The organism is Cellulomonas sp. P4_H12, assembly GCF_056400905.1.
This window is the reverse complement of sequence record NZ_JBFUKJ010000027.1, coordinates 34769-53201: the sequence shown is the minus strand read 5'-3', so window position 1 is coordinate 53201 and position 18433 is coordinate 34769. Positions and strand designations below refer to the sequence as shown.

Genomic DNA, 18433 nt, shown 5'->3' with positions numbered 1-18433 from the left:
GCGCGGTCCTGCTCGAGCCGTTCGCGCGCCCGGCGGGCGATCTGCCGCGCGTTCGCCTCGGAGATGTCGAGCACGTCAGCGATCTCGCGGTGGGAGTAGTCGAACGCCTCGCGCAGCACGTAGCTGGCGCGCTCCGCGGGCGTGAGCCTCTCCAGCAGCAGGAGGACGGCCAGGTCCAGGGCCTCGGCCCGCTCGGCGCCCAGCGCCGGGTCCGCGGTCGTGTCGACGGGTTCCGGCAGCCAGGGGCCGATGTACGTCTCGCGCCGGGCGTGCGCGGAGGTGGCCGCGTTGATGGCCAGCCGGGTCGTGGTCGTGGTGAGGAACGCCGCGGGGTTGCGCACGACGCTGCGGTCCGTGCCCTGCCAGCGGAGCCACGCCTCCTGGACGACGTCCTCGGCCTCGGCCACGCTGCCGAGCATCCGGTAGGCGACGCCGAACAGCCGGGGCCGGACGTCCTCGAACGCGGCGACGTCCGTGTCGGGGACGTTGGTGTTCCAGCCCGAGGTCGGCGCTGTGAGGTTGTCGGCGGGGTCGCTTGCCACCGTCACAACATAGAGCCGGGGGGTCAGGGCAGCGCGAGCTCGCGGGGGAACACGAGCACGTCGACGAGCGCCCCGTTGCGCCAGACGGTGACCTCGATGCGGCGGTCGATCGCGTCCTCCACCATGAGCTTCTGCACGGCGGTCGCGGTGACCACCCGGCTGCCGTCCAGCTCGACCACGATGTCGCCGCGATGGAGGTCGGCCTGCGCCGCCGGGCTGCCGGGGGAGACGCCGGCGATCTGCAGCCCCGTCGGGGAACCGATCCGCTCGGCCAGGTGCGGCGGCAGCGGCACCTGCGCGCCGACGATGCCCAGCCACGCGCGACGCACCCGGCCCCGCGTCATGAGCGTCGTGATGATCTCGCGCGTGGTCGCGTTGATCGGCACCGCGAGGCCGACGCCGATGCCGGCGAGCGCGGTGTTCACGCCGACCATGCGGCCGGCGCTGTCCGCCAGCACGCCTCCGCTGTTTCCGGGGTTGAGCGCGGCGTCGGTCTGCACGACCTCGTCCACCACGCGCCCCGAGGCGGTCGGGAGCGACCGGCCGAGCGCCGAGACGATGCCCGCCGTCACGCTGCCGGCCAGGCCGAGCGGGTTGCCGAGCGCGATGACCAGCTGGCCCACCCGCAGCCCGGCGGCGTCGCCGAGCTCGACGGGCGCGGGCACCTCGCCGCGCGTGAGGAGCACGGCGAGGTCCGAGAGGGGGTCGCGTCCCACCACGTCGGCCTGCACGGTGGTGCCGTTGCTGAACGCCGCCTCGGCCGCGGTCGCACCGGCCACCACGTGCGCGCTCGTGAGCAGGTAGCCGTCGGTGGTGATGACGCTGGCGCTGCCGGCGCCCGTGCCGCGGGCGGTGCGGACGGTCAGGCTGGCGACGCTCGGCAGCACCGCCTCCGCGACGGCGACGACCGTGCGCGAGTACGAGTCCAGGGGATCAGGGTCCACGGCGGGTACAGCGAGCGCGCCGGCGCCGGTATGCCCGGTTTCGCCGCCGGCGCACACGCTCAGGGTCGGCGGGCGAGGGTGTGCCGGACGTCCTGCGCGAAGACGATCCGGCCGGACGCGTCGCGCAGGCCGCGCAACGCGGCGAGCAGGTCGGAGCGCAGCGCGTCCCGGCCGGCCGGCGGGACGGCCTCCCACATCGCGCGCTGCCCGTGCGACCACGAGAACTCGAGGACGTGCTCGGGGTCGCGGAAGCTTGCCTCGACGGTGCGGTGCGCCGTCCCCACGTCGACCAGGCCGGCGTCGACGCACAGGTCCGTCATGCCCGCGTCCGAGGCGAACGGCCCGCGCTGGCCGCTGGTGCGGGCGTCGAGCATCCCGGGCGGCAGGTACGGGTCGAACAGGGCGTCGACGGCCCGCCACGCCTCGTCCTGGGCGCCGAAGGTGGTCACCCCCAGCCGGCCGCCGGGCCGCAGGAGCTCGGCCCACGCGCGGAGTGCGCCCGCGGGGTCAGGCAGGAAGAAGAGCACCAGGCAGGACGCCACCACGTCGAACGACGTCGGGTCGAGGGCCGGGGCGCGGGCGTCGTCGACGCGGACCTCGACCTGGGGGAGGCCCGCGAGGTCGCGGGCGGTGAGCGCGACCATGAGGGGGGCCAGGTCGATGCCGAGCGCGTACCCGGACGCGCCTGTCGCGCGTGCCAACGGTGCGAGTGCGGCCCCCCGCCCGCAGCCGATGTCGAGCACCCGCTCACCGGGCGCGACCGCGAGCTCCTCGACCAGGCCCGCGGCGATCGGCTCGAACCACGGCACGCCGACGTCGTCGTACGTCGCCGCGGCCCGGTCGAACACCCCGGCGATGCCGTCCGGTGATCCCATGCCGACACCCTGGCAGCGCCGGGCCGCCAGGACCAGGGCACGCACCCGACGGGTGCCGTCGGGCGCGCGCTCGGGCTCAGTCGGCGACGTCGCGACCGTGGATCGTCAGCGCCCAGATCACGAGGACGTCGAGGGCGATGACCACGAGCGCCCAGACCGGGTAGTACGGCAACCACGTGAAGTTGGCGACCGCGCTGACCACGGCGAGCAGCACACCGACGGTGCGTGCCCAGACCGCTCCGCGGAAGACGAAGAAGCCCGCGAACGCGACGACGATGCCGACCAGCAGGTGGATCCAGCCCCAGGTGGTGACGTCGAAGGAGAACGTCCACTTGGCACCCACCACGAAGAACGTGTCGTTGACCAGCGCCACCACGCCCTGGATCGCGTGCAGGATGCCGATGAGCACCATCAGGGTGCCGGCGAACACGCTCACCCCCACGGCCAGGTCGCTGCGGTTCTCGCTCATGTCGGTTCCTCTCGTCAGATCCGGCGACGCCGGCCCGGCGTCACGGCGGCCGCGACCACGGCCGTCTTGGCGACGGGAGCCGGGCCGGGGGTCACCGCCTTGACGACGACGGCGGTCTTGGCGACGGGGTGGCCGATGACGCCCACCCGGCCGATGCGTGCGGGACGGAGCGGCATGTCAGACCTCCTCGAGTGCGACGTCGGCCTCGATCGAGGCGATGATCGCCTGGATCGGGATCCGTCCGTCGGCGATCAGCTGGCCGCCCGAGCGGCGGGCGGCGGACGCGAAGCCCGCGGCCCACAGGTTCTCCCAGATGAGCACGCCCGCGACGGTGCCCGGGTCCATCGCGGCGGCGAGGTTCTCGACGTCGTCCGCGGCGAGCAGCTCGGCGAGCTCGGCCTCGATCTGCTGGAGCTCGCCCAGCTGGGGGATGTCGGACAGCTCGACCGCGTCGACGGACCCGTCCTCGTTCTTGGTGAGCACGAGCACGTCGATCACGCGGATCGTCCCGGCGTCGACGAGCTTGATGAGCTCGTCGACCATCTCCCCGGTGAAGCTGCTCTGCCCGGCCGGGAACTCCACGACGACGTAGTCGACGGGGCCCAGCCGGTCCAGCGATGTGTCGCTCATTGCGTCCTCCTGACTCGTGGGTGGTGCGCTCAGGAGGCGAGCGCGGCGGCCTTCAGCTTGGCGAACTCGGCCTGGTCGATGGCGCCGGAGTCGAGCAGGGCCTTCGCCTGCGCGATCTGGTCGGCCGGTGTCGCTGACGACGAGGTCGCGCTGCGGATCCGGTCGTCGAACGCCGACTGGGCGGCCTGCATCTGCGCGGCCTGGCGCGCACCCATGCTCTTACCGCGCACGATCAGGTACAGCAGGATGCCCAGGAACGGCAGGATGATCAGCAGCACGACCCACAGGGCCTTCGCACCGCCGCCGGTGTCGGGGTCGCGGAAGAGGTCCCCGAAGATCGCGATCAGCAGCCAGAACCAGATGATGAAGAGGAAGAACTCCAGCATCCAGAGCAGCACGTCACCGCTCCCGAACGTCGCAGACAGGCCCATGGCGGACTCCTTCGTGGTGACGACGGCCGCCGGGCGCGTGCCGGGCGGACGCGAGTCCCCTGAACCGGGGCTCGGTGCGATCGTCCGGCCGGAGGTCGGCGCGCGGGATCACCCCCCGACACGTTCACCCGGGTGACCACACCGCGACGCACCGATGTGCCCGTTTCGACACCTTCGCGGGGTTAGGGTGCAGTTCAAGCGGCCCTGGGGAGAGCTCGTGGAGCAGGACATCGGCCTGAAGCAGACGGGCCCGGTTCGACGCACGTCGGACGTCGGCGTGGTCCGGGCCAAGCTCGCGCCGCCCCGACCGCCGCGGGGATCGGTGCCCCGCCCCGCCCTGCTGGAGACGCTGCGCGACGGGCGCGGTCGTGCCCTGACCCTGGTCTCGGCGCCCGCGGGGTTCGGGAAGACCACGGTGCTGGCCGAGTGGGTCCAGAGCGAGCCGACGGGGCGCTTCGCCTGGGTGACGCTCGATGCGGGGGACCAGGAGCCCGAGCGCTTCTGGGCACACGTCGTCGCCGCGCTGTCGGCGGCGGGTGCGGGGGCCGGCGACGCCACGCTGGCCGCGCTGCGCGCTCGACCGGCGAGGATCGTCGACGCCACGCTCCCGCGGCTCTACGACGAGCTGGCCGACGGCGCGGACGACGTGGTCCTCGTCTTCGACGACTACCACCGTGCGGAGACGCCGCAGATCAGCGCCCAGCTCACGGAGTTCATGCGCTACCGGCCGGCGCGCGTCCAGCTCGTCGTCGCGACGCGCTCGGACCCGGCGCTCGGGATCGCCCGGCTCCGGGCCTCCGGCGACCTGGTGGAGGTGCGGGCGGACGCGCTGCGGTTCGACGATGCCGAGGTCGCCCGCTTCTTCGACGGGATCGGCCTGGCCGGCCTGACCTCCGACCAGGAGCACCGGCTGGCGGAACGGGCGGGGGGTTGGCCGGCGCCCTTGCGGCTCGCCGCCCTGCTCATGCCCGCCCAGGGCCGCGCGGCGTTCATCGACCAGTTCTCGGGCGCGAGCCGGCACGTCGTCGACTACCTGTCGCGCGACGTCCTCGAGCTCGTCGAGCCGGCCACCCGCGACGTCCTCCTCCGGGTGTCGATCCTGGGCCGGCTCAACGGCCCGCTGTGCGACGCGGTCGCCGGCACCTCCGGGTCGGGCGCACTGCTCGCCGACCTCGAGCGGGCGAACCTGTTCATCTCGGTGGACAGCACGGGGGAGTGGTACCACCCCCACCAGCTGTTCAGCGAGGCGCTGCGCGTCGAGCTCGCCCGGACCCGGCCGGACCTGGTCCCCGTGCTGCACGGCCGCGCCGCCGCGTGGCTCGAGGCCGCCGGTGACCTGGAGGCGGCGACGGACCACGCGATCGCCGCGCGCGACGTCGCGGTGGCGTCTCGGCTGGTCGCCGGCCAGCTGCAGCCGATGGCGGCCGGCGGGCGCAGCGCGAGCATCCGCCGGTGGCTCGCGGCGCTCTCCTGGCCGGAGGCGCGGCGCGATCCCGAGCTCGCGTTCGTGCGCGCCCTCGCCGCCAGCCTGGAGAACCGGCTCGACGAGGCGGTGGAGTGGCTGGGGGTGGCGCGCACGGGCCCCCTCGACGCGCTCGACGCCGGTGGTCTCTCGCTCGGGTTCCGGGTCGACTTCCTCGACGCCGCCATCGGTGTCAACGACCTGGCGCGCGCCCAGGCGGCCGCGGAGCGCGCGGTCCTCACGGCGCCGAGCCCGAGCTGGCACGGGGTCGCGCTCGCCTGCCTCGGCCAGGCGCAGTACCTGCGGGGACAGGGCGCGGACGCCGTGGGCACMCTGCGGCTCGCGGTGGGCGAGATCTCCGACGCCAACCCAATCATGCTCGCGTTCGCCGTCGGCAACCTCGGCCTCGCGGAGTCGGCCGCCGGACCCGACAGCCACGCCGACCCGCTGCTCGACCGGATGACCGACGTGCTGCTGGCGGCCGGCGCGGACCGCTCGCCGCCCGCCGCCCTGGTCCTGCTCGCCCGGGGCGAGCGCGCGCGTCGGCTCGGCGACCACCAGCGCGCCGTGGCCGAGCTCGGCTCCGCGATCGACGTCCTCGAGGGCATGCCGCGCAGCGCGTGGCTGGCGAACGCGTTCCTCCTGCTCGCGGCCACGCGTCGCCTGGTGGGCGACGGTCCCGGCGCGTCGGCGTCGGTCGACCGGGCTCAGGAGATCCTCGACCGGCTGCCCGATCCCGGCGCGCTGGTCGCGCGGGCGGCGGACCTGCGTGACCTGCTGGCCGCACCGGCGCGGCACGTCACCGCGTTCGGCGAGGAGCTGTCCGAGCGCGAGGTCGTCGTGCTGCGGCTCGCCGCCGACGGGCTGCAGCAGCGCGAGATCGCCGACCAGCTCTTCATCTCCTACAACACCGTGAAGTCCCACCTGAAGGCGGCCTACCGCAAGCTCGGGGTCACCTCGCGCGAGGCGGCGATCGCCCGGCTGCAGGCCATGGAGGACGGACCCGCCGCGACCACCCGGGTGAGCAGCCCGGGGGGTGGTCCGTCCTGACGGTGCGTGCGCGCACGATGCGCTCATGGTCCTCTGCACGATCGTCGTCGCCGGAGAGCTCGACGCGCGCTTCGGCGAGGCGTTCGAGGGGATGACGCTCACCGTGGGCGACGGCCGCACCGAGCTGGTCGGCAGCCTGACCGACCAGGCACACGTCCAGGGCGTGCTGCACCAGCTGTTCGACCTCGGGCTCGAGGTGGTCTCGTTCACGGCGGCGCCGACGCCGCCGGACGGGTGACTATCCGCCGCTGAGCGCCGCGACCTGGGCGCCGGTGGCCGCCGCCAGGGCCTCGAGGTCGCGACGGGCGTGCCGGTGGGACGCGGAGGCGCGGACCTCGCCGCGCAGCCCGTGCTGCTCGACGCCGGGATCGGCGGTGAGCAGCAGCAGCGTCCCTCGGGCGCCCTGCGGCACGAGGTGCGCCGCCACGCGGTAGTCCACGCCGTCCCAGCTGGCCGAGCCGCCCGCGCCCTCGCCGGGCGTGGCGGAGTCGATCGCGACCTCGGCGTGCTCGAGGTGCCAGGTCGCCCCGGGAGCTGTCGCCTCGACGCCCGCCGCTCGGGTGAGCGCCTGCCAGGCGACCGCCGTCGACACCGGCAGGTCGATGCTCGACTCGGTCTCCTTGGGGACGCCCATCTCCCGATCATCGACCGGCACGCCCGCGCGCGATACCCCGATCGGGGAAAGCGACGTTCAAGGTCTGGTCGCTGCGTCCCACCACCGGAGCACCCGGAGCGCGCGCAGGGTGTTCCACCGGCTGGGCCGGCCGACGCCGTCCTCGAGGTGGAAGTGCACGCGCCCCGCGGGGACGCGGTCGAGCAGCCACCGGCCGTCCGGCCGCCTGCGGGAGCGCACGTGCTCGACGGCCTCGGTCATCCGGGGGTCCGGCGCAGTGCCCGCGCCGCGGAAGTAGTCGAGCCCGCGCAGCACGTCGTACTGCCAGTAGTACGGGAAGGCGAGCTCGAGGTACATGGGATCGGCCACCTCGTGGGTGCTGAGGCGGCGGAACAGTCCGCGCTCCAGGAGGTACTCCTCACCGCCCCGCCGGGCCTCGCGGACGGCGGTCGACCCGCCGGTCGCGCGCTCGAACGCGAGCAGGCCGTCGAGCACGTCGATCGTCGTGTCGAACGAGGAGCGCACCGAGCCGTTCTCGGCCTCGCAGTTCCATCCGCCGTCCGCCAGGCGCTCGCCCACCACCCGGTCGACCAGCGGGGAGACGTCCACCCCGAAGTAGGCGCCCGACTCGATGACCCGGCCGTTGATGCAGGGTTCGACCTCGCCGTCGAAGTACCGCTGGCCGGCGTGCTCCCACCGTCCGTTCTCGGCGACGAGGGCGACCGCACGGCGGGCCGAGGGGGAGGCGGGGTCCAAACCGAGGAGCTGCAGGGTCTGCAGCGTGTGCATGGTCGCGGTCCACGGCTGCCCGGGCTCCCCGCCCGCGTAGCCGGCGGGGAAGCACGCGCCGCCGGCCCACAGCCCGTCGTCGTCCTCGAGGGCGAGCAGGCGAGCGCCCCACCCCTCGTGCTCGACGCGTGCCCGCTCGGCGGCGACCTCGCCCGCCGGGGCGTCCGTGAGGTCGCGCAGCACCTGCCAGCGGATGGCCGGGTCGCCCTCGAGCAGCCACTCGATCACGTCCATCGGGCAAGGCTAGGCGCGGCCGCCCACCGCGGACCAGGACCGCGTCGGCGTCACGCAGGGGGCGTCGCGCGCGCGCACCACGCCACGGCGGTGACCTCGAAGGGTCCGTCCGGGAGCAGCTGCGCGCAGCGGGAGCGGAGCACGTCGCGCTGGTGCTCGGCCAGCCCGGCGACGTACGACCCCGCAGGCCCGACGCCCAGGGTGAAGGTCTCCCACCACTCGTCGAACGAGCCGTAGCCCGCGGTGACGGTCTCGCTCCAGGGCACGACCTCGCGCAGGCCCGCCGCGCGGAAGAGCGTCGCCAGCTGCCCCGCGCGGGCGCCCGACTGCTGCGACTCGTCCGTCGCCGACGGGTCGACGTCGCGCACGGCGCGCCAGAACACGCCCAGCGGCCCGCCGCCGCCCGCGTGGTCCCATACGCTCGCAGCCACGACGCCACCCGGCCGGGTCACACGCGCCATCTCGGTGAGCCCGGCCACCGGGTCGGTCATGAACGGCACGACGAGCTGCGCCAGCGTGAGGTCGAAGGCGTCGTCGGCGAACGGCAGGGACTCGGCCGCGGCGACGTGCGCCGACAGACCCGGGAAGCGGGCGCGTGCCGCGGCAACGAACGACTCCGACGGGTCCACGGCCGCGACGGCGTCGACCCCGAGCCGGGCGACCAGCGGCGCGGTGAGCGCGCCCGGCCCGCAGCCCACGTCGAGCGCGCGCCCGTGCGGCGGCACCCCGACCGTCTCGGCGACCGTCCCGAGGAACTGCTCGGCGAGCGGTTCGGAGTACCGGCCCATGAACCGCCCGTACGCCGCGGCACCGACGTCGAACCCCATGGGACGACCGTAGCCCCGCGGCCACCCGGCACGACCGCCCGCCGTGACGCACCATGGACCACCGGGTCGAGGATCTGCCCGTGCGGGCAGGTGCGGCGTGGGCCGGACCCCGACCTCGAGAGGCGCACCCATGACGCAGGCGCTCGACCGGCCGCGCCACGTCGCCCCCGGTGACCTGGTCCGGGCGCTGGCCGCGGTCAGCGTCGTCGTCGGGACGTGGTGGTCCGGACCGGTGGCGGCGGCGCTCTTCCTCCTCGTGCTCGGCGGCTGCCTGGTGCCGCGGGTGGTCGGCGTCCCCGCCGCGCTCGACGTGGCGTACTGCAGCGCCCTGCTGGTCGCCGCGTGGGCCGCGCAGCTCGGCTGGTACGACGCGGTCGGCTGGCTGGACGTCGTGGTGCACGGGCTGACGACCGGCCTGATCGCGCTCGTGTCGGTGCTGGCTCTCGCGCGCTGGGGCGTCCTGCCGCCCGACCTGGTGGATGGGGCACGCCACCCTCGGTCCGGGAGCGTCGTGCTCGTCGGCGGCGTCGGGGGCGCGCTGGCCGTGCTGTGGGAGATCGGCGAGTGGGCGGGGCACACGTATCTGGACCCCAACATCCACGTGGGCTACCGGGACACCGTGGGGGACCTCGCCGCCGGCCTCGCCGGGAGCGTCGTCGCCGGGCTCGCGCTGGCCGGCCGTCGTCGGGCCGTCGCATGACCCGGCCGACCGTCTCCGTCGTCATCCCCGCGCGCGACGACGCGCCCGCGCTGCGCGAGTGCCTCGACCGCCTGGCGCGTCAGACGGTCGCGCCGTACGAGGTGCTCGTCGTCGACAACGGCTCGTCGGACGCGACCGCCTCGGTCGCCGCGGCCTGGGGCGCCGTGGTCGTCCCGGAGCCCCGCGTCGGGATCCCGAGCGCCGCCGCCGCGGGGTACGACCGCGCCCGCGGCGACGTCATCGCCCGCCTCGACGCGGACTCGCGGCCCGATCCGCGCTGGGTCGAGCGCATCGCCGTGCGCATGGCCGACGACCCCGGGCTCGACGCCGTGACGGGCACGGGACGGTTCTTCGACCTGCCGCCGGCGGTGCGGGACGTCGCGTCGGGCGCCTACCTGGGCGCGTACTACGTGCTGACGCACCTCGCGCTCGGGCACACCTCGTTGTGGGGGTCGTGCATGGCGGTGCGCCGCGAGGCGTGGCTCGCGGTCCGCACGCGGGTCCGGCGCGACGACCCCGAGGTGCACGACGACCTCGACCTCGCGTTCGCGCTGGGTCCCGGCCGGCGGATCCGGTTCGACCCGTTCCTGCGGGTCGGGGTGTCCGCCCGGTCCCTGCGCGGGCACGCGCAGCGCGTGCACCGGCTCGACCGGGCCTGGCGCACGCTCCGGCTCAACTGGGAGGGCGCGCCGCCGTGGGCGCGGTGGCGGGCGCGGCTGGCCCGGTGACGGCGGGCGGACGGCTCAGGGCTGGACGACGCCCGCGCTGCCGCCACCGCGCCGGACCGGTTCCGCGACCGCCTGCAGCCGGCCGTCGGGCAGGAACTCGATCCCCGTCGCCGCGCCGATCTCCGGAGTGTCGACGAAGGCGTGCCCCAGCGCCTGCAGGTCCGCGCGCGGGAAGGCCGGCTCCGCCTGGACCGCGGCCGCGTTGCGCTGCGAGGCCCGCGGTGCCGCGATCGCCTGGGGGAGGTCCATCCCGAGGTCGAGGCGGTTGACCAGGACCTGCAGCACGGTCGTGATGATCGTCGCGCCGCCCGGCGACCCGACGGCGAGCAGCGGCGCGCCGTCCGACAGGACGATGGTCGGCGCCATCGAGCTGCGCGGGCGCTTGCCCGGCGCCGGCAGGTTGGGGTCGTTGCCACCCTGGGTGTCAGTGAAGTTGAAGTCGGTGAGCTCGTTGTTGAGCAGGAACCCGCGGCCCGGCACGACGATGCCGTTGCCGCCGATCGACTCGATGGTGAGGGTGTAGGCGACCACGTTGCCCCACCGGTCGGCGGTGGTCAGGTGCGTGGTCGACTGGCCGTCCGAGCCCTCGGCGCCCGGGACCGCGGCGACCCCGCAGCCGGCGTACTGCCCGTCCGGGCTGCCCGGCGCGAGCGGCTTGACCAGGGCGGCCGCCGGGTCGATCAGGCAGGCGCGCTCGCCGGCGAACCCGTCGGAGAGCAGCTCCGCCAGCGGGACGTCGACGAACGCTGGGTCGCCCACGTACCGGTTGCGGTCGGCGAAGGCCAGGGCGCTGGCCTCGAGGTAGCGGTGCTGCGCCTGCGTCGTGCCGAGGGCGCCGAGGTCGGCGGTCTCGAGGATGTTGAGCGCCTCGCCGACGGTCGACCCGCCGGAGGACGGTGGCGCCATCCCGTAGACGTCGAGCCCGCGGTACGACACGAGGGTCGGCTCGCGCAGCGGCGCCTGGTACGCGGCGAGGTCGCCGAGCTCCATCAGGCCCGGCCGGGCGACGAGCATGCTGCGCCGGCCGACGGGCGGGTCCTGGACCGTCTCGACGATGTCGCGCGCGAGCCGGCCCGTGTAGAGGGCGTCGGCGCCCCGCCGGGACAGGAGGTCGTACGTGCGGGCGAGGTCGCGGTTGCGCAGCACGGACCCCACCTCGGGCGCGGCACCGCGCGGGAGGTAGAGCCGGGCCGTCGACGGGAAGGCGGCGAACCGGGTCGCGTTGGTCGTCACCTGGTCGGCGAACGTCTGGTCGACCACGAAGCCCCGGCGCGCGACCTCGGTGGCGCCCTCCAGCGCCTGGCCCAGGTCGAGCGTGCCCCACTGGGCCAGCGCGTTCTCCCAGGTGCGCGGCGTGCCCGGCACCCCCGCGGACAGCCCGGACGTCACGGCGTCGGCGAACGGGATCGGCACCCCGTTCTCCGTGAAGGAGTCGGCGCGCATCGCGGCCGGCGCGGTCTCGCGCCCGTCGATGGTGTGCACCTGGCCCGACGCCGCGTCGTAGTAGACGAAGAAGCCGCCGCCACCGATCCCGGACGAGAACGGCTCGGTGACGCCGAGGGTCGCGGCCGCCGCGACGGCGGCGTCGACCGCGTTGCCGCCGTGGCGCAGCACGTCGAGGCCGACCCGGGTCGCGTCGGCATCGACCGTCGCGACGGCCCCACCGGAGCCCACGGCCACCGCGACCTTGTCACCGGGTCTCGGGTGGGCCGAAGCCGGCGCGACTCCGGCGGCGAGGGCGAGCACGGCCGCGGTGGCCACCGCGGCGAACGATCCGACGTGCCTGGACGACCGCATGAGACCTCCTGGGACGAGAGGGCCGACGTCCCTCCGTCCTACCACCGCAGCGCGCGGCCCGCCCGGGTGCGGCGTGTCGTCCGGGGCGGGATCATGGCGCGCGGCGGTGCCGACGACCCGAGACGAGGACCCATGACCACGTTCCCGACGATCCGCCAGGTCGTGCTCGACGCGACCGACGTCCGCGCGCTGGCGGAGTTCTACCGTGAGCTGTTCGGGCTCGAGTACCGGCCCGGCGACGAGCCGGAGCACGGCGAGCAGGACTGGCTCGTGCTGCGGTCGACCAGCGGCGTCCCGCTCGCGTTCCAGCAGGTCGAGGCGCTGCCCGAGGTCACCTGGCCGGAGGGTCCGGTCCCGCAGCAGCTGCACCTCGACACCACCGTGCCGGACGTCGCCGAGCTCGATGTGCAGCACGAGCGGGCGCTGGCCCTGGGGGCGCGGCTCCTGTTCGACCGGTCCGACGACCTCGACGAGCCGCTGCGGGTCTACGCCGACCCCGCCGGTCACCCGTTCTGCATCTTCGTCGGCTGACCGGGGGAGCCTCGTGCACCTGGTCCTCCTCGCGGACACGCACCTTCCGCGGCGCGCCCGCGACCTGCCCGCCCAGGTGTGGGCGGCGGTGGACGCCGCCGACGTGGTGGTGCACGCGGGCGACTGGGTCTCCGTCGAGGCGCACACCGCGTTGGCGGAGCGCTCGCGGCGGCTGGTCGCCTGCTACGGCAACAACGACGGACCCGCGCTCCGTGACCGGCTGCCGCTCGTGGGCCGGGCGGAGCTGGACGGCCTGCGGCTGGGTGTGGTGCACGAGACCGGTCCCGCGGCCGGCCGGGAGCAGCGGTGCGATGCGGAGCACGGCGATCTCGACGTCCTCGTGTTCGGGCACAGCCACATCCCGTGGGACTCGGTGACTCCGCGGGGCATGCGGCTGCTCAACCCGGGCTCGCCGACGGACCGCCGACGGCAGCCGTTCGCCACCTTCATGACCGCGTCCGTCGTCGGCGGCCGCCTCGGCGAGGTGGAGCTGCACAGGCTCGGTCGGTCGTGACGACGGACCGGTCGCGGACCGCGCCGCCGTGACGCAGGCTTGAGGCACGGACTGCTCCAGCAACGGGCGGCTGACGTGCCCGGACGGAGCTCGACCATGAAGCTGCCCGCACCGCGAGGACCCCTCGGTGCCTCGTTGACCGACCTGCTGGTGCACCCGCCGCGGACCGACGACGTCGCCGACGGTGCGCTGGTGCGGCGGTGGCGCGCGGCCGCACAGACTGCGGACCCGTTCGTCGACGACGACCTGCAGCTCACGCTCTGGACGGCGTACGCGCTGCACTACCGCGGCTTCGAGGGCGTCGACGACGCGTGGGAGTGGGACCCCGAGCTCCTGCGCCTGCGCCGGATCCTGGAGGAGGCGTTCGAGCGTGCGCTGCGCGCGGCGGTGGCCGTCCCGCCCCTCCCGCCCGCGGAGCGCGAGGCCGTGGCGTCGACGCTGTTCGCGATGACGGCGCCCGGGCCGGGTCCCAGCGTCGCCCGCTACGTGAGCAAATCGGCCGACGCCGCGCAGGTCGAGGAGCTCCTGATCCACCGGTCGCTGTACCAGCTCATGGAGGCCGACCCGCACACGTGGGCGATCCCGCGGCTGTCCGGGGCGCCCAAGGCGGCCCTGGTCGAGGTGCAGTCCGACGAGTACGGCGGCGGCCGTCCCGACCGGATGCACAGCGCGTTGTTCGGCCGCACCATGCGCGGCGTGGGCCTGGTCGACGACTACGGGTACTACGTCGAGCGCGTCCCCGCCGTCACGCTCGCCGCCCTCAACGTCATGTCGCTGTTCGGCCTGCACCGTCGGTGGCGCGGCGCGATCGCGGGGCACCTCGCCGCGTTCGAGATGACGTCGTCGCTGCCCAGCCGCCTGTACGGCGACGGCTTCCGGCGCCTGGGGCACGACGCGGGCACCACCGAGTACTTCGACGAGCACGTCGAGGCCGACGCCGTCCACGAGCAGATCGCCGGCCGGGACCTCGCCGGTCGGCTGGCCGAGCAGGAGCCCGAGCTCGTCGGGGACATCGTGTTCGGTGCCGCCGCCTGCCTGCACCTGGACGACCTCGTCGGTCACCACCTGCTCGGTGCCTGGTCCGCGGGCACCTCGTCCCTGCGCGCCGCATGAGCACGCCGCAGCCCGCCACGATCGAGGCGTGCCCCAACGGTCCGCTGCTGGTGCGCGGGGACGTCGAGCTCGTCGACGGCGACGGCGTCCCGATCGAGCGGCGACGGCGGACCGTCGCGCTCTGCCGCTGCGGCACGTCCGCGATCGCCCCGTTCTGCGACGGCAGCCACAAGGCCATCGGCTTCGTCGCGCCGTAGCGCTCCGGTCAGACGCCGAGGATCCCGCGCAGGGTCCGGGCGTTGCGCACGGCGTTCCCGCCGCCGTCGTTGTTGAAGTACACGAGCACGTCGCGGCCGTCGTGCGCCCACTCGCGGATGCGGTCGGCCCACCAGCGCAGGTCGTCGTCGGAGTACGAGCCGCCGTAGAGGTGGTCGTGGTCCGGGCCGTGCAGGCGCACGTAGACGTAGGGCGCGGTCGCGCGCAGCACGCACGGCAGCCGCGCGCCGCTCATCACGCACGACGCGGCGCCGTGGCGCTCGAGCAGCGCGAACACCTCGTCCGTCTGCCACGACGGGTGGCGCAGCTCGACGGCCACGCGCACCCAGTCGGGCAGCGAGCCGAGGAACCAGTCCAGCCGGGCGTCGTCGCGCTCCTGGTCGGGCCGCAGCTGGACCAGCACGACCTCGCGGCGCTCGCCCAGCTCGTGCCACGAGCGGGCGATGCGCTCGGACCAGGCCTCGGGCGCGTACAGGCGCTTGGCGTGCGTCAGGCCGCGCGACGCCTTCACGGACATGCCGAAGCCCGGCGGCAGCCGGCGGCGCCAGCCGGCGAACGTCGACTCGCGCGGCCACCGGTAGAAGCTGGCGTTGAGCTCGACGGTGTCGAACTCCTGCACATACCGACCGAGCCGCTCCCACGGGGGCAGGCCGGGCGGGTACAGCACGCCGTCCCAGTGGTCGTACGACCAGCCCGACGTGCCGATGCGGATGCTCACGGGCGCTGCGCGAGCGAGCCCGGCAGGGCGGCGGACACGCGCCGGAAGCCCGCCCGCAGCGTGACGGCGTCCCTGCCGACCGACTCGACGTCGGCCCAGCGCACCAGGAAGGTGCCCCGGTGGCGCCACGCGAACCAGCGCGCCAGGACGGCCGGGGCGTTCACACCGTTGCGCTCGTACCCGAGGAAGGACGTCCCCGTGCGCGGGCTGACCAGCAGCCCGTGCAGCCGCGGCGCGGCGAGGAGCCCGTCGAGCGGACCGTCCAGCGCGAAGCGCACGTCCACGACGAAGCCGACGCGTGCGCCGTCGGGGCCGAGGACGGGGGAGTCGAGCAGGTCACCCAGGATCATGGCTGCCTCCGGGGATGCGGGAGATGACGTGGTCCCGGACCCAACGCTCGGTCCAGGTGACGTCGAGCTCCGAGCCGTGGACGCCGAGCTTCACGGTCGTGCCGACGTCGACGACGTGGGTCCAGCGGATCCGGTGCCAGCGGGACGCCGGGGGCCGTCCGCCGAGGATACGGGTGGCCAGCACGGCCCCGCTCAGCAGCGACGTCACGACCGCCTGCTGGGACCCGTCGGGCCGGTCGCTGCCGTCGACCCCGTGCACCTCGAGGTCGTCGACCGTGCACACGGGGACGCCGTCGACGTCCAGGATCTGCCGGTCCAGCAGGTGCAGCCGCGCGTCGAGCACGAGGCCCGGCTGCTGCTCGTCCGGTGGGAGGCTCATGAGCCCGCTCCCGTCACGATCATCAGGGGGATCGCGGCGACGGACGCCACCACGATGATCACGAGGTAGACCAGCGCGAACGCGTTGGTGGCGCGCCCGTTGACGTAGGTGCCCATGTACTCGGGGTCGTTGGCGACGACGAGGATCGGCAGGTACGTCAGCGGCAGGGCGATGGCGGAGAACACCACCGAGAACTCGGTGATCTTGATCGGGTCGACGCTCGTCATCAGGACGCCGACGGCGACCAGGAGGCAGATGATCATGGTCAGGTGGAACCGCGCGGCCCGCGCGGGGCGGCGGAACTTGCCCCACGACCACCCCATGAATTGCGCGAGCGTGTAGCCGCTCGACAGCGAGGTCTCCAGCGCCGCGCCGAACGTCGCGGCGACGATGCCGACGATCACGACGGCCAGCGCGAGCTTGCCGCCCGCGAGCGCGACGGGCAGCACGATCTGGCTGAGCGAGGAGACCTCGATGCCCTTCGGCAGGAAGACGATCGCGGCGCACGCGGCGATGGCGACCGACAGGATCCCGCCCAGCGGAAAGCCCACCAGCACGTTGGCCCGCGACTGCGTGAGGTCCTTGACCTTCCACTTCTCCTCGACCGCGCCGGAGGAGAAGAAGAACACCTCGTACGGCGTCATCGCGGCCCCGAAGAGCGCGATCGCGTAGTACCAGTAGACGGCGTGCCCCTCGTTGGCGGGGACGCTCGGGTGGAACGCCTGGTCGGCGAGCGTGCCCCAGTCCGGGCCCAGCAGGAACACGGCGACGGCGAACACGACCAGGGTGAGGCCCACCAGGCCGGTGACGTTCTCCATGATCGAGAACTTGGTCCGCCAGATGACCAGCCAGACGGCCAGCCCGGCGACGGGGATCCAGAGGCGCGGCTCGACGCTGCTGGCCAGCTGCAGTGCCAGCGCGATGCCGCCGACCTCGGCGGTCAGCGTCAGCAGGTTGATGAGGAACGACGCCGACAGGTTGGCGCCCGCCGCGCGCGGTCCGAGCCGCTCGCGGATGATCTCGAACGTCGCGCGCCCGCTGACCGCCGCGACCCGGCCCGACATCTGGGCGAACAGGCAGATCCCGACGACGCCGACGACGACCACCCACGCGAGCGAGAGCCCGAACCGGGAGCCCACCACGGCGTTGGTGACCAGGTCCCCGATGTCGAGGAAGCCGCCGATCGCGGTGAGGATGCCGAGCGCGAGCCCGAGGACCTTCTTCACGAGGCACCCGCCTCGTCGAGCGTGGTGGTCAGCGCGTCCAGCTGGTCCGCGCTCGCGTCGAGCGCGGCGCGGACGCCGGCCGCCGACCCGCCGGCCTTGTTCACCCAGCCGCGCGCGGACACGACGGCGGCCTGCGCGTCCCGGACCGCGGCGAGCGCGTCCTCCTGCCAGCCGGCCCCGTCCGGGTCCGCCGGGACCAGGGTCGACACGGCGTCGGCCGCCTCCTCGAGCACGTGGATCTGGTCGACCAGCGCGGTGTCCGTGACCGGCGCGGTGAGGCGGTCGTCGTCGAGCAGCCCGACGGCGATCGTCGCGGTCTGCACGGCCGACGTGGCCTGCGCGACGGGCTCGGACAGGGCGCGGGCGTCGTCGGCCGGGCTCGCCGAGGAGCCGACCGCGCAGCCGGAGGCTACGACGACCGCGAGGAGGGCGGGGATCCCGCGCGCGACCTGCATGAACGCATCGTGGCGCTCCGGAGCGCGGACCGCACGACGAGAGCGGCGGCGTCAGTCGAGGCCCTCGAACACGTCGGCCAGGCAGGGGTCGTCCGGCCCGGCGGCGGGCCAGGCGATCACGTGCGTCTCCCGCGTGCTGCCCCACCGGAAGGAACCGTCGTCCACGCCGGCGGGCAGGAGCACGTGCGCCTGGCTGCGGTGCTCCCGCAGTCCGGCGAGCACCTGCCCGGCCACCTCCGCGGTCGGCACCTCGACACCGATCATCGCGTCGGGCGTGCCCCGCAGGTGGTAGAGGCGATCGGGCACCCACGGTTCGTGCCCGTGCGCGGCCCGCCATGCCTGGTGCTTGTCGAACCAGGACTGGCGGATCCCTCCGTGCAGGAGGCGGCGCAGCCCGGGGCCGCCGTCGGCGCGCACCCGGTGGAACGCGGCGTCCGTGGCGGCACCCACGGCGATGTGGTCGGGGTGCCCGGTGATCCCGTCGGGCCCGAAGGTGAGGACGACGTCGGGCCGCTCCTCGTCGAGGAACTGCGCGATCCGCTGCACCAGGTCGTCGAACGGGACGGCGTCGACCTCGCCGTCCGGCAGGCCCAGCCAGTCGTGCCGGTCGGGCAGCCGACCGAGGGCCCGCCACGCCCGCTCGTCCTCCAGGCGGCGCAGCGCCCCCAGCCCCGCGGGACCGACCTCGACACCCGGCGCGACCTCGCCGGCGTCGCCGTCGGTCGCGTGCAGGACGACGAGCCGGAACGCCGGGTCGGCGGCGTGCAGGGCGACGCTCCCGAACGCCCCGTACGTCTCGTCGTCGGGGTGGGCGAAGCACAGTCCGAGCGTCGGGCTCAT

General features: G+C 74.7%; 25 protein-coding genes. 8 read left to right on the top strand and 17 right to left on the bottom strand.

Annotation, left to right across the window (positions count from 1 at the left end):
• The 7 genes from AC1DQC_RS15700 to AC1DQC_RS15670 all read right to left on the bottom strand — a co-directional run.
• The coding region (locus AC1DQC_RS15700) for a sigma-70 family RNA polymerase sigma factor (protein WP_477052176.1) at positions 1-542 on the bottom strand (542 nt) is incomplete at its 3' end.
• Between the two features lie 23 nt (positions 543-565).
• Positions 566-1486, bottom strand: a complete 921-nt coding sequence (locus AC1DQC_RS15695) for a S1C family serine protease (protein WP_477052175.1) — start codon at positions 1484-1486, stop codon at positions 566-568.
• Positions 1487-1545: 59 nt separating this feature from the next.
• A complete protein-coding gene (locus AC1DQC_RS15690) occupies positions 1546-2361 on the bottom strand; it encodes a class I SAM-dependent methyltransferase (protein WP_477052174.1) in 816 nt (271 codons plus the stop codon).
• Between the two features lie 76 nt (positions 2362-2437).
• Positions 2438-2830, bottom strand: coding sequence for a DUF7144 family membrane protein (locus AC1DQC_RS15685; RefSeq protein WP_477052173.1), 393 nt, complete (start codon positions 2828-2830; stop codon positions 2438-2440).
• A 14-nt stretch (positions 2831-2844) separates the two neighbouring features.
• Positions 2845-3006, bottom strand: coding sequence for a hypothetical protein (locus AC1DQC_RS15680; protein WP_477052172.1), 162 nt, complete (start codon positions 3004-3006; stop codon positions 2845-2847).
• A 1-nt stretch (position 3007) separates the two neighbouring features.
• Entirely contained in the window at positions 3008-3460 is a 453-nt protein-coding gene (locus tag AC1DQC_RS15675; protein WP_477052171.1) for a DUF6325 family protein, read from the bottom strand.
• 29 nt (positions 3461-3489) lie between these two features.
• Complete coding sequence (locus AC1DQC_RS15670) at positions 3490-3891, bottom strand: SHOCT domain-containing protein (RefSeq protein ID WP_477052170.1); 402 nt, start codon at positions 3889-3891, stop codon at positions 3490-3492.
• A 217-nt stretch (positions 3892-4108) separates the two neighbouring features.
• Here AC1DQC_RS15670 and AC1DQC_RS15665 point away from each other — a divergent pair, with 217 nt between their 5' ends.
• Positions 4109-6403, top strand: a complete 2295-nt coding sequence (locus tag AC1DQC_RS15665) for a helix-turn-helix transcriptional regulator (RefSeq protein ID WP_477052169.1) — start codon at positions 4109-4111, stop codon at positions 6401-6403.
• 25 nt (positions 6404-6428) lie between these two features.
• Positions 6429-6641 carry a hypothetical protein gene (locus tag AC1DQC_RS15660; RefSeq protein ID WP_477052168.1) on the top strand — a complete coding sequence of 71 codons (213 nt, stop codon included), beginning with the start codon at positions 6429-6431 and terminating at the stop codon, positions 6639-6641.
• On the opposite strand, the gene AC1DQC_RS15655 is transcribed toward AC1DQC_RS15660, so the two are convergent.
• From AC1DQC_RS15655 to AC1DQC_RS15645, 3 genes are read right to left on the bottom strand one after another with little or no spacing between them, the layout of a single operon-like run.
• Complete coding sequence (locus AC1DQC_RS15655) at positions 6642-7037, bottom strand: hypothetical protein (RefSeq protein WP_477052167.1); 396 nt, start codon at positions 7035-7037, stop codon at positions 6642-6644.
• 57 nt (positions 7038-7094) lie between these two features.
• A complete protein-coding gene (locus AC1DQC_RS15650; RefSeq protein ID WP_477052166.1) occupies positions 7095-8039 on the bottom strand; it encodes a hypothetical protein in 945 nt (314 codons plus the stop codon).
• 50 nt (positions 8040-8089) lie between these two features.
• Complete coding sequence (locus AC1DQC_RS15645) at positions 8090-8866, bottom strand: class I SAM-dependent methyltransferase (protein ID WP_477052165.1); 777 nt, start codon at positions 8864-8866, stop codon at positions 8090-8092.
• A gap of 130 nt (positions 8867-8996) precedes the next feature.
• Between AC1DQC_RS15645 and AC1DQC_RS15640 the strand changes: the two genes are divergently transcribed.
• Positions 8997-9566, top strand: a complete 570-nt coding sequence (locus AC1DQC_RS15640; RefSeq protein WP_477052164.1) for a DUF2238 domain-containing protein — start codon at positions 8997-8999, stop codon at positions 9564-9566.
• Entirely contained in the window at positions 9563-10294 is a 732-nt protein-coding gene (locus AC1DQC_RS15635) for a glycosyltransferase family 2 protein (protein ID WP_477052163.1), read from the top strand. The genes AC1DQC_RS15640 and AC1DQC_RS15635 overlap by 4 nt, the downstream gene beginning before the upstream one ends.
• A 15-nt stretch (positions 10295-10309) precedes the next feature.
• On the opposite strand, the gene ggt is transcribed toward AC1DQC_RS15635, so the two are convergent.
• Positions 10310-12091: a gamma-glutamyltransferase gene (gene ggt / locus AC1DQC_RS15630; RefSeq protein WP_477052162.1), complete on the bottom strand. Its 1782-nt coding sequence runs from the start codon at positions 12089-12091 to the stop codon at positions 10310-10312.
• A gap of 132 nt (positions 12092-12223) precedes the next feature.
• On the opposite strand from ggt, the gene AC1DQC_RS15625 reads away from it, so the two are divergent.
• From AC1DQC_RS15625 to AC1DQC_RS15610, 4 genes are all read left to right on the top strand, one after another.
• Complete coding sequence (locus AC1DQC_RS15625; RefSeq protein WP_477052161.1) at positions 12224-12622, top strand: VOC family protein; 399 nt, start codon at positions 12224-12226, stop codon at positions 12620-12622.
• Positions 12623-12635: 13 nt separating this feature from the next.
• Complete coding sequence (locus AC1DQC_RS15620) at positions 12636-13136, top strand: metallophosphoesterase family protein (protein ID WP_477052160.1); 501 nt, start codon at positions 12636-12638, stop codon at positions 13134-13136.
• Between the two features lie 96 nt (positions 13137-13232).
• Positions 13233-14249: an iron-containing redox enzyme family protein gene (locus AC1DQC_RS15615; RefSeq protein ID WP_477052159.1), complete on the top strand. Its 1017-nt coding sequence runs from the start codon at positions 13233-13235 to the stop codon at positions 14247-14249.
• Complete coding sequence (locus AC1DQC_RS15610) at positions 14246-14446, top strand: CDGSH iron-sulfur domain-containing protein (protein ID WP_477052158.1); 201 nt, start codon at positions 14246-14248, stop codon at positions 14444-14446. Before AC1DQC_RS15615 ends, AC1DQC_RS15610 begins: the two co-directional genes overlap by 4 nt.
• 8 nt (positions 14447-14454) lie before the next feature.
• On the opposite strand, the gene AC1DQC_RS15605 is transcribed toward AC1DQC_RS15610, so the two are convergent.
• The 6 genes from AC1DQC_RS15605 to AC1DQC_RS15580 are packed head-to-tail and all read right to left on the bottom strand — an operon-like array spanning position 14455 to position 18433.
• Positions 14455-15183, bottom strand: coding sequence for a DUF72 domain-containing protein (locus AC1DQC_RS15605; protein ID WP_477052157.1), 729 nt, complete (start codon positions 15181-15183; stop codon positions 14455-14457).
• Positions 15180-15533: a PRC-barrel domain-containing protein gene (locus tag AC1DQC_RS15600; RefSeq protein WP_477052156.1), complete on the bottom strand. Its 354-nt coding sequence runs from the start codon at positions 15531-15533 to the stop codon at positions 15180-15182. Before AC1DQC_RS15600 ends, AC1DQC_RS15605 begins: the two co-directional genes overlap by 4 nt.
• On the bottom strand, positions 15520-15912 hold the full coding sequence (locus AC1DQC_RS15595) for a hypothetical protein (RefSeq protein WP_477052155.1): 393 nt from the start codon (positions 15910-15912) through the stop codon (positions 15520-15522). The genes AC1DQC_RS15600 and AC1DQC_RS15595 overlap by 14 nt, the downstream gene beginning before the upstream one ends.
• The gene (locus AC1DQC_RS15590; RefSeq protein ID WP_477052154.1) at positions 15909-17138 is read right to left on the bottom strand and encodes an NRAMP family divalent metal transporter; all 1230 of its coding nucleotides are present in this window, start codon (positions 17136-17138) and stop codon (positions 15909-15911) included. Before AC1DQC_RS15590 ends, AC1DQC_RS15595 begins: the two co-directional genes overlap by 4 nt.
• Positions 17135-17593, bottom strand: coding sequence for a hypothetical protein (locus AC1DQC_RS15585; protein ID WP_477052153.1), 459 nt, complete (start codon positions 17591-17593; stop codon positions 17135-17137). The genes AC1DQC_RS15590 and AC1DQC_RS15585 overlap by 4 nt, the downstream gene beginning before the upstream one ends.
• A gap of 51 nt (positions 17594-17644) precedes the next feature.
• A complete protein-coding gene (locus AC1DQC_RS15580; protein WP_477052152.1) occupies positions 17645-18433 on the bottom strand; it encodes a PIG-L deacetylase family protein in 789 nt (262 codons plus the stop codon).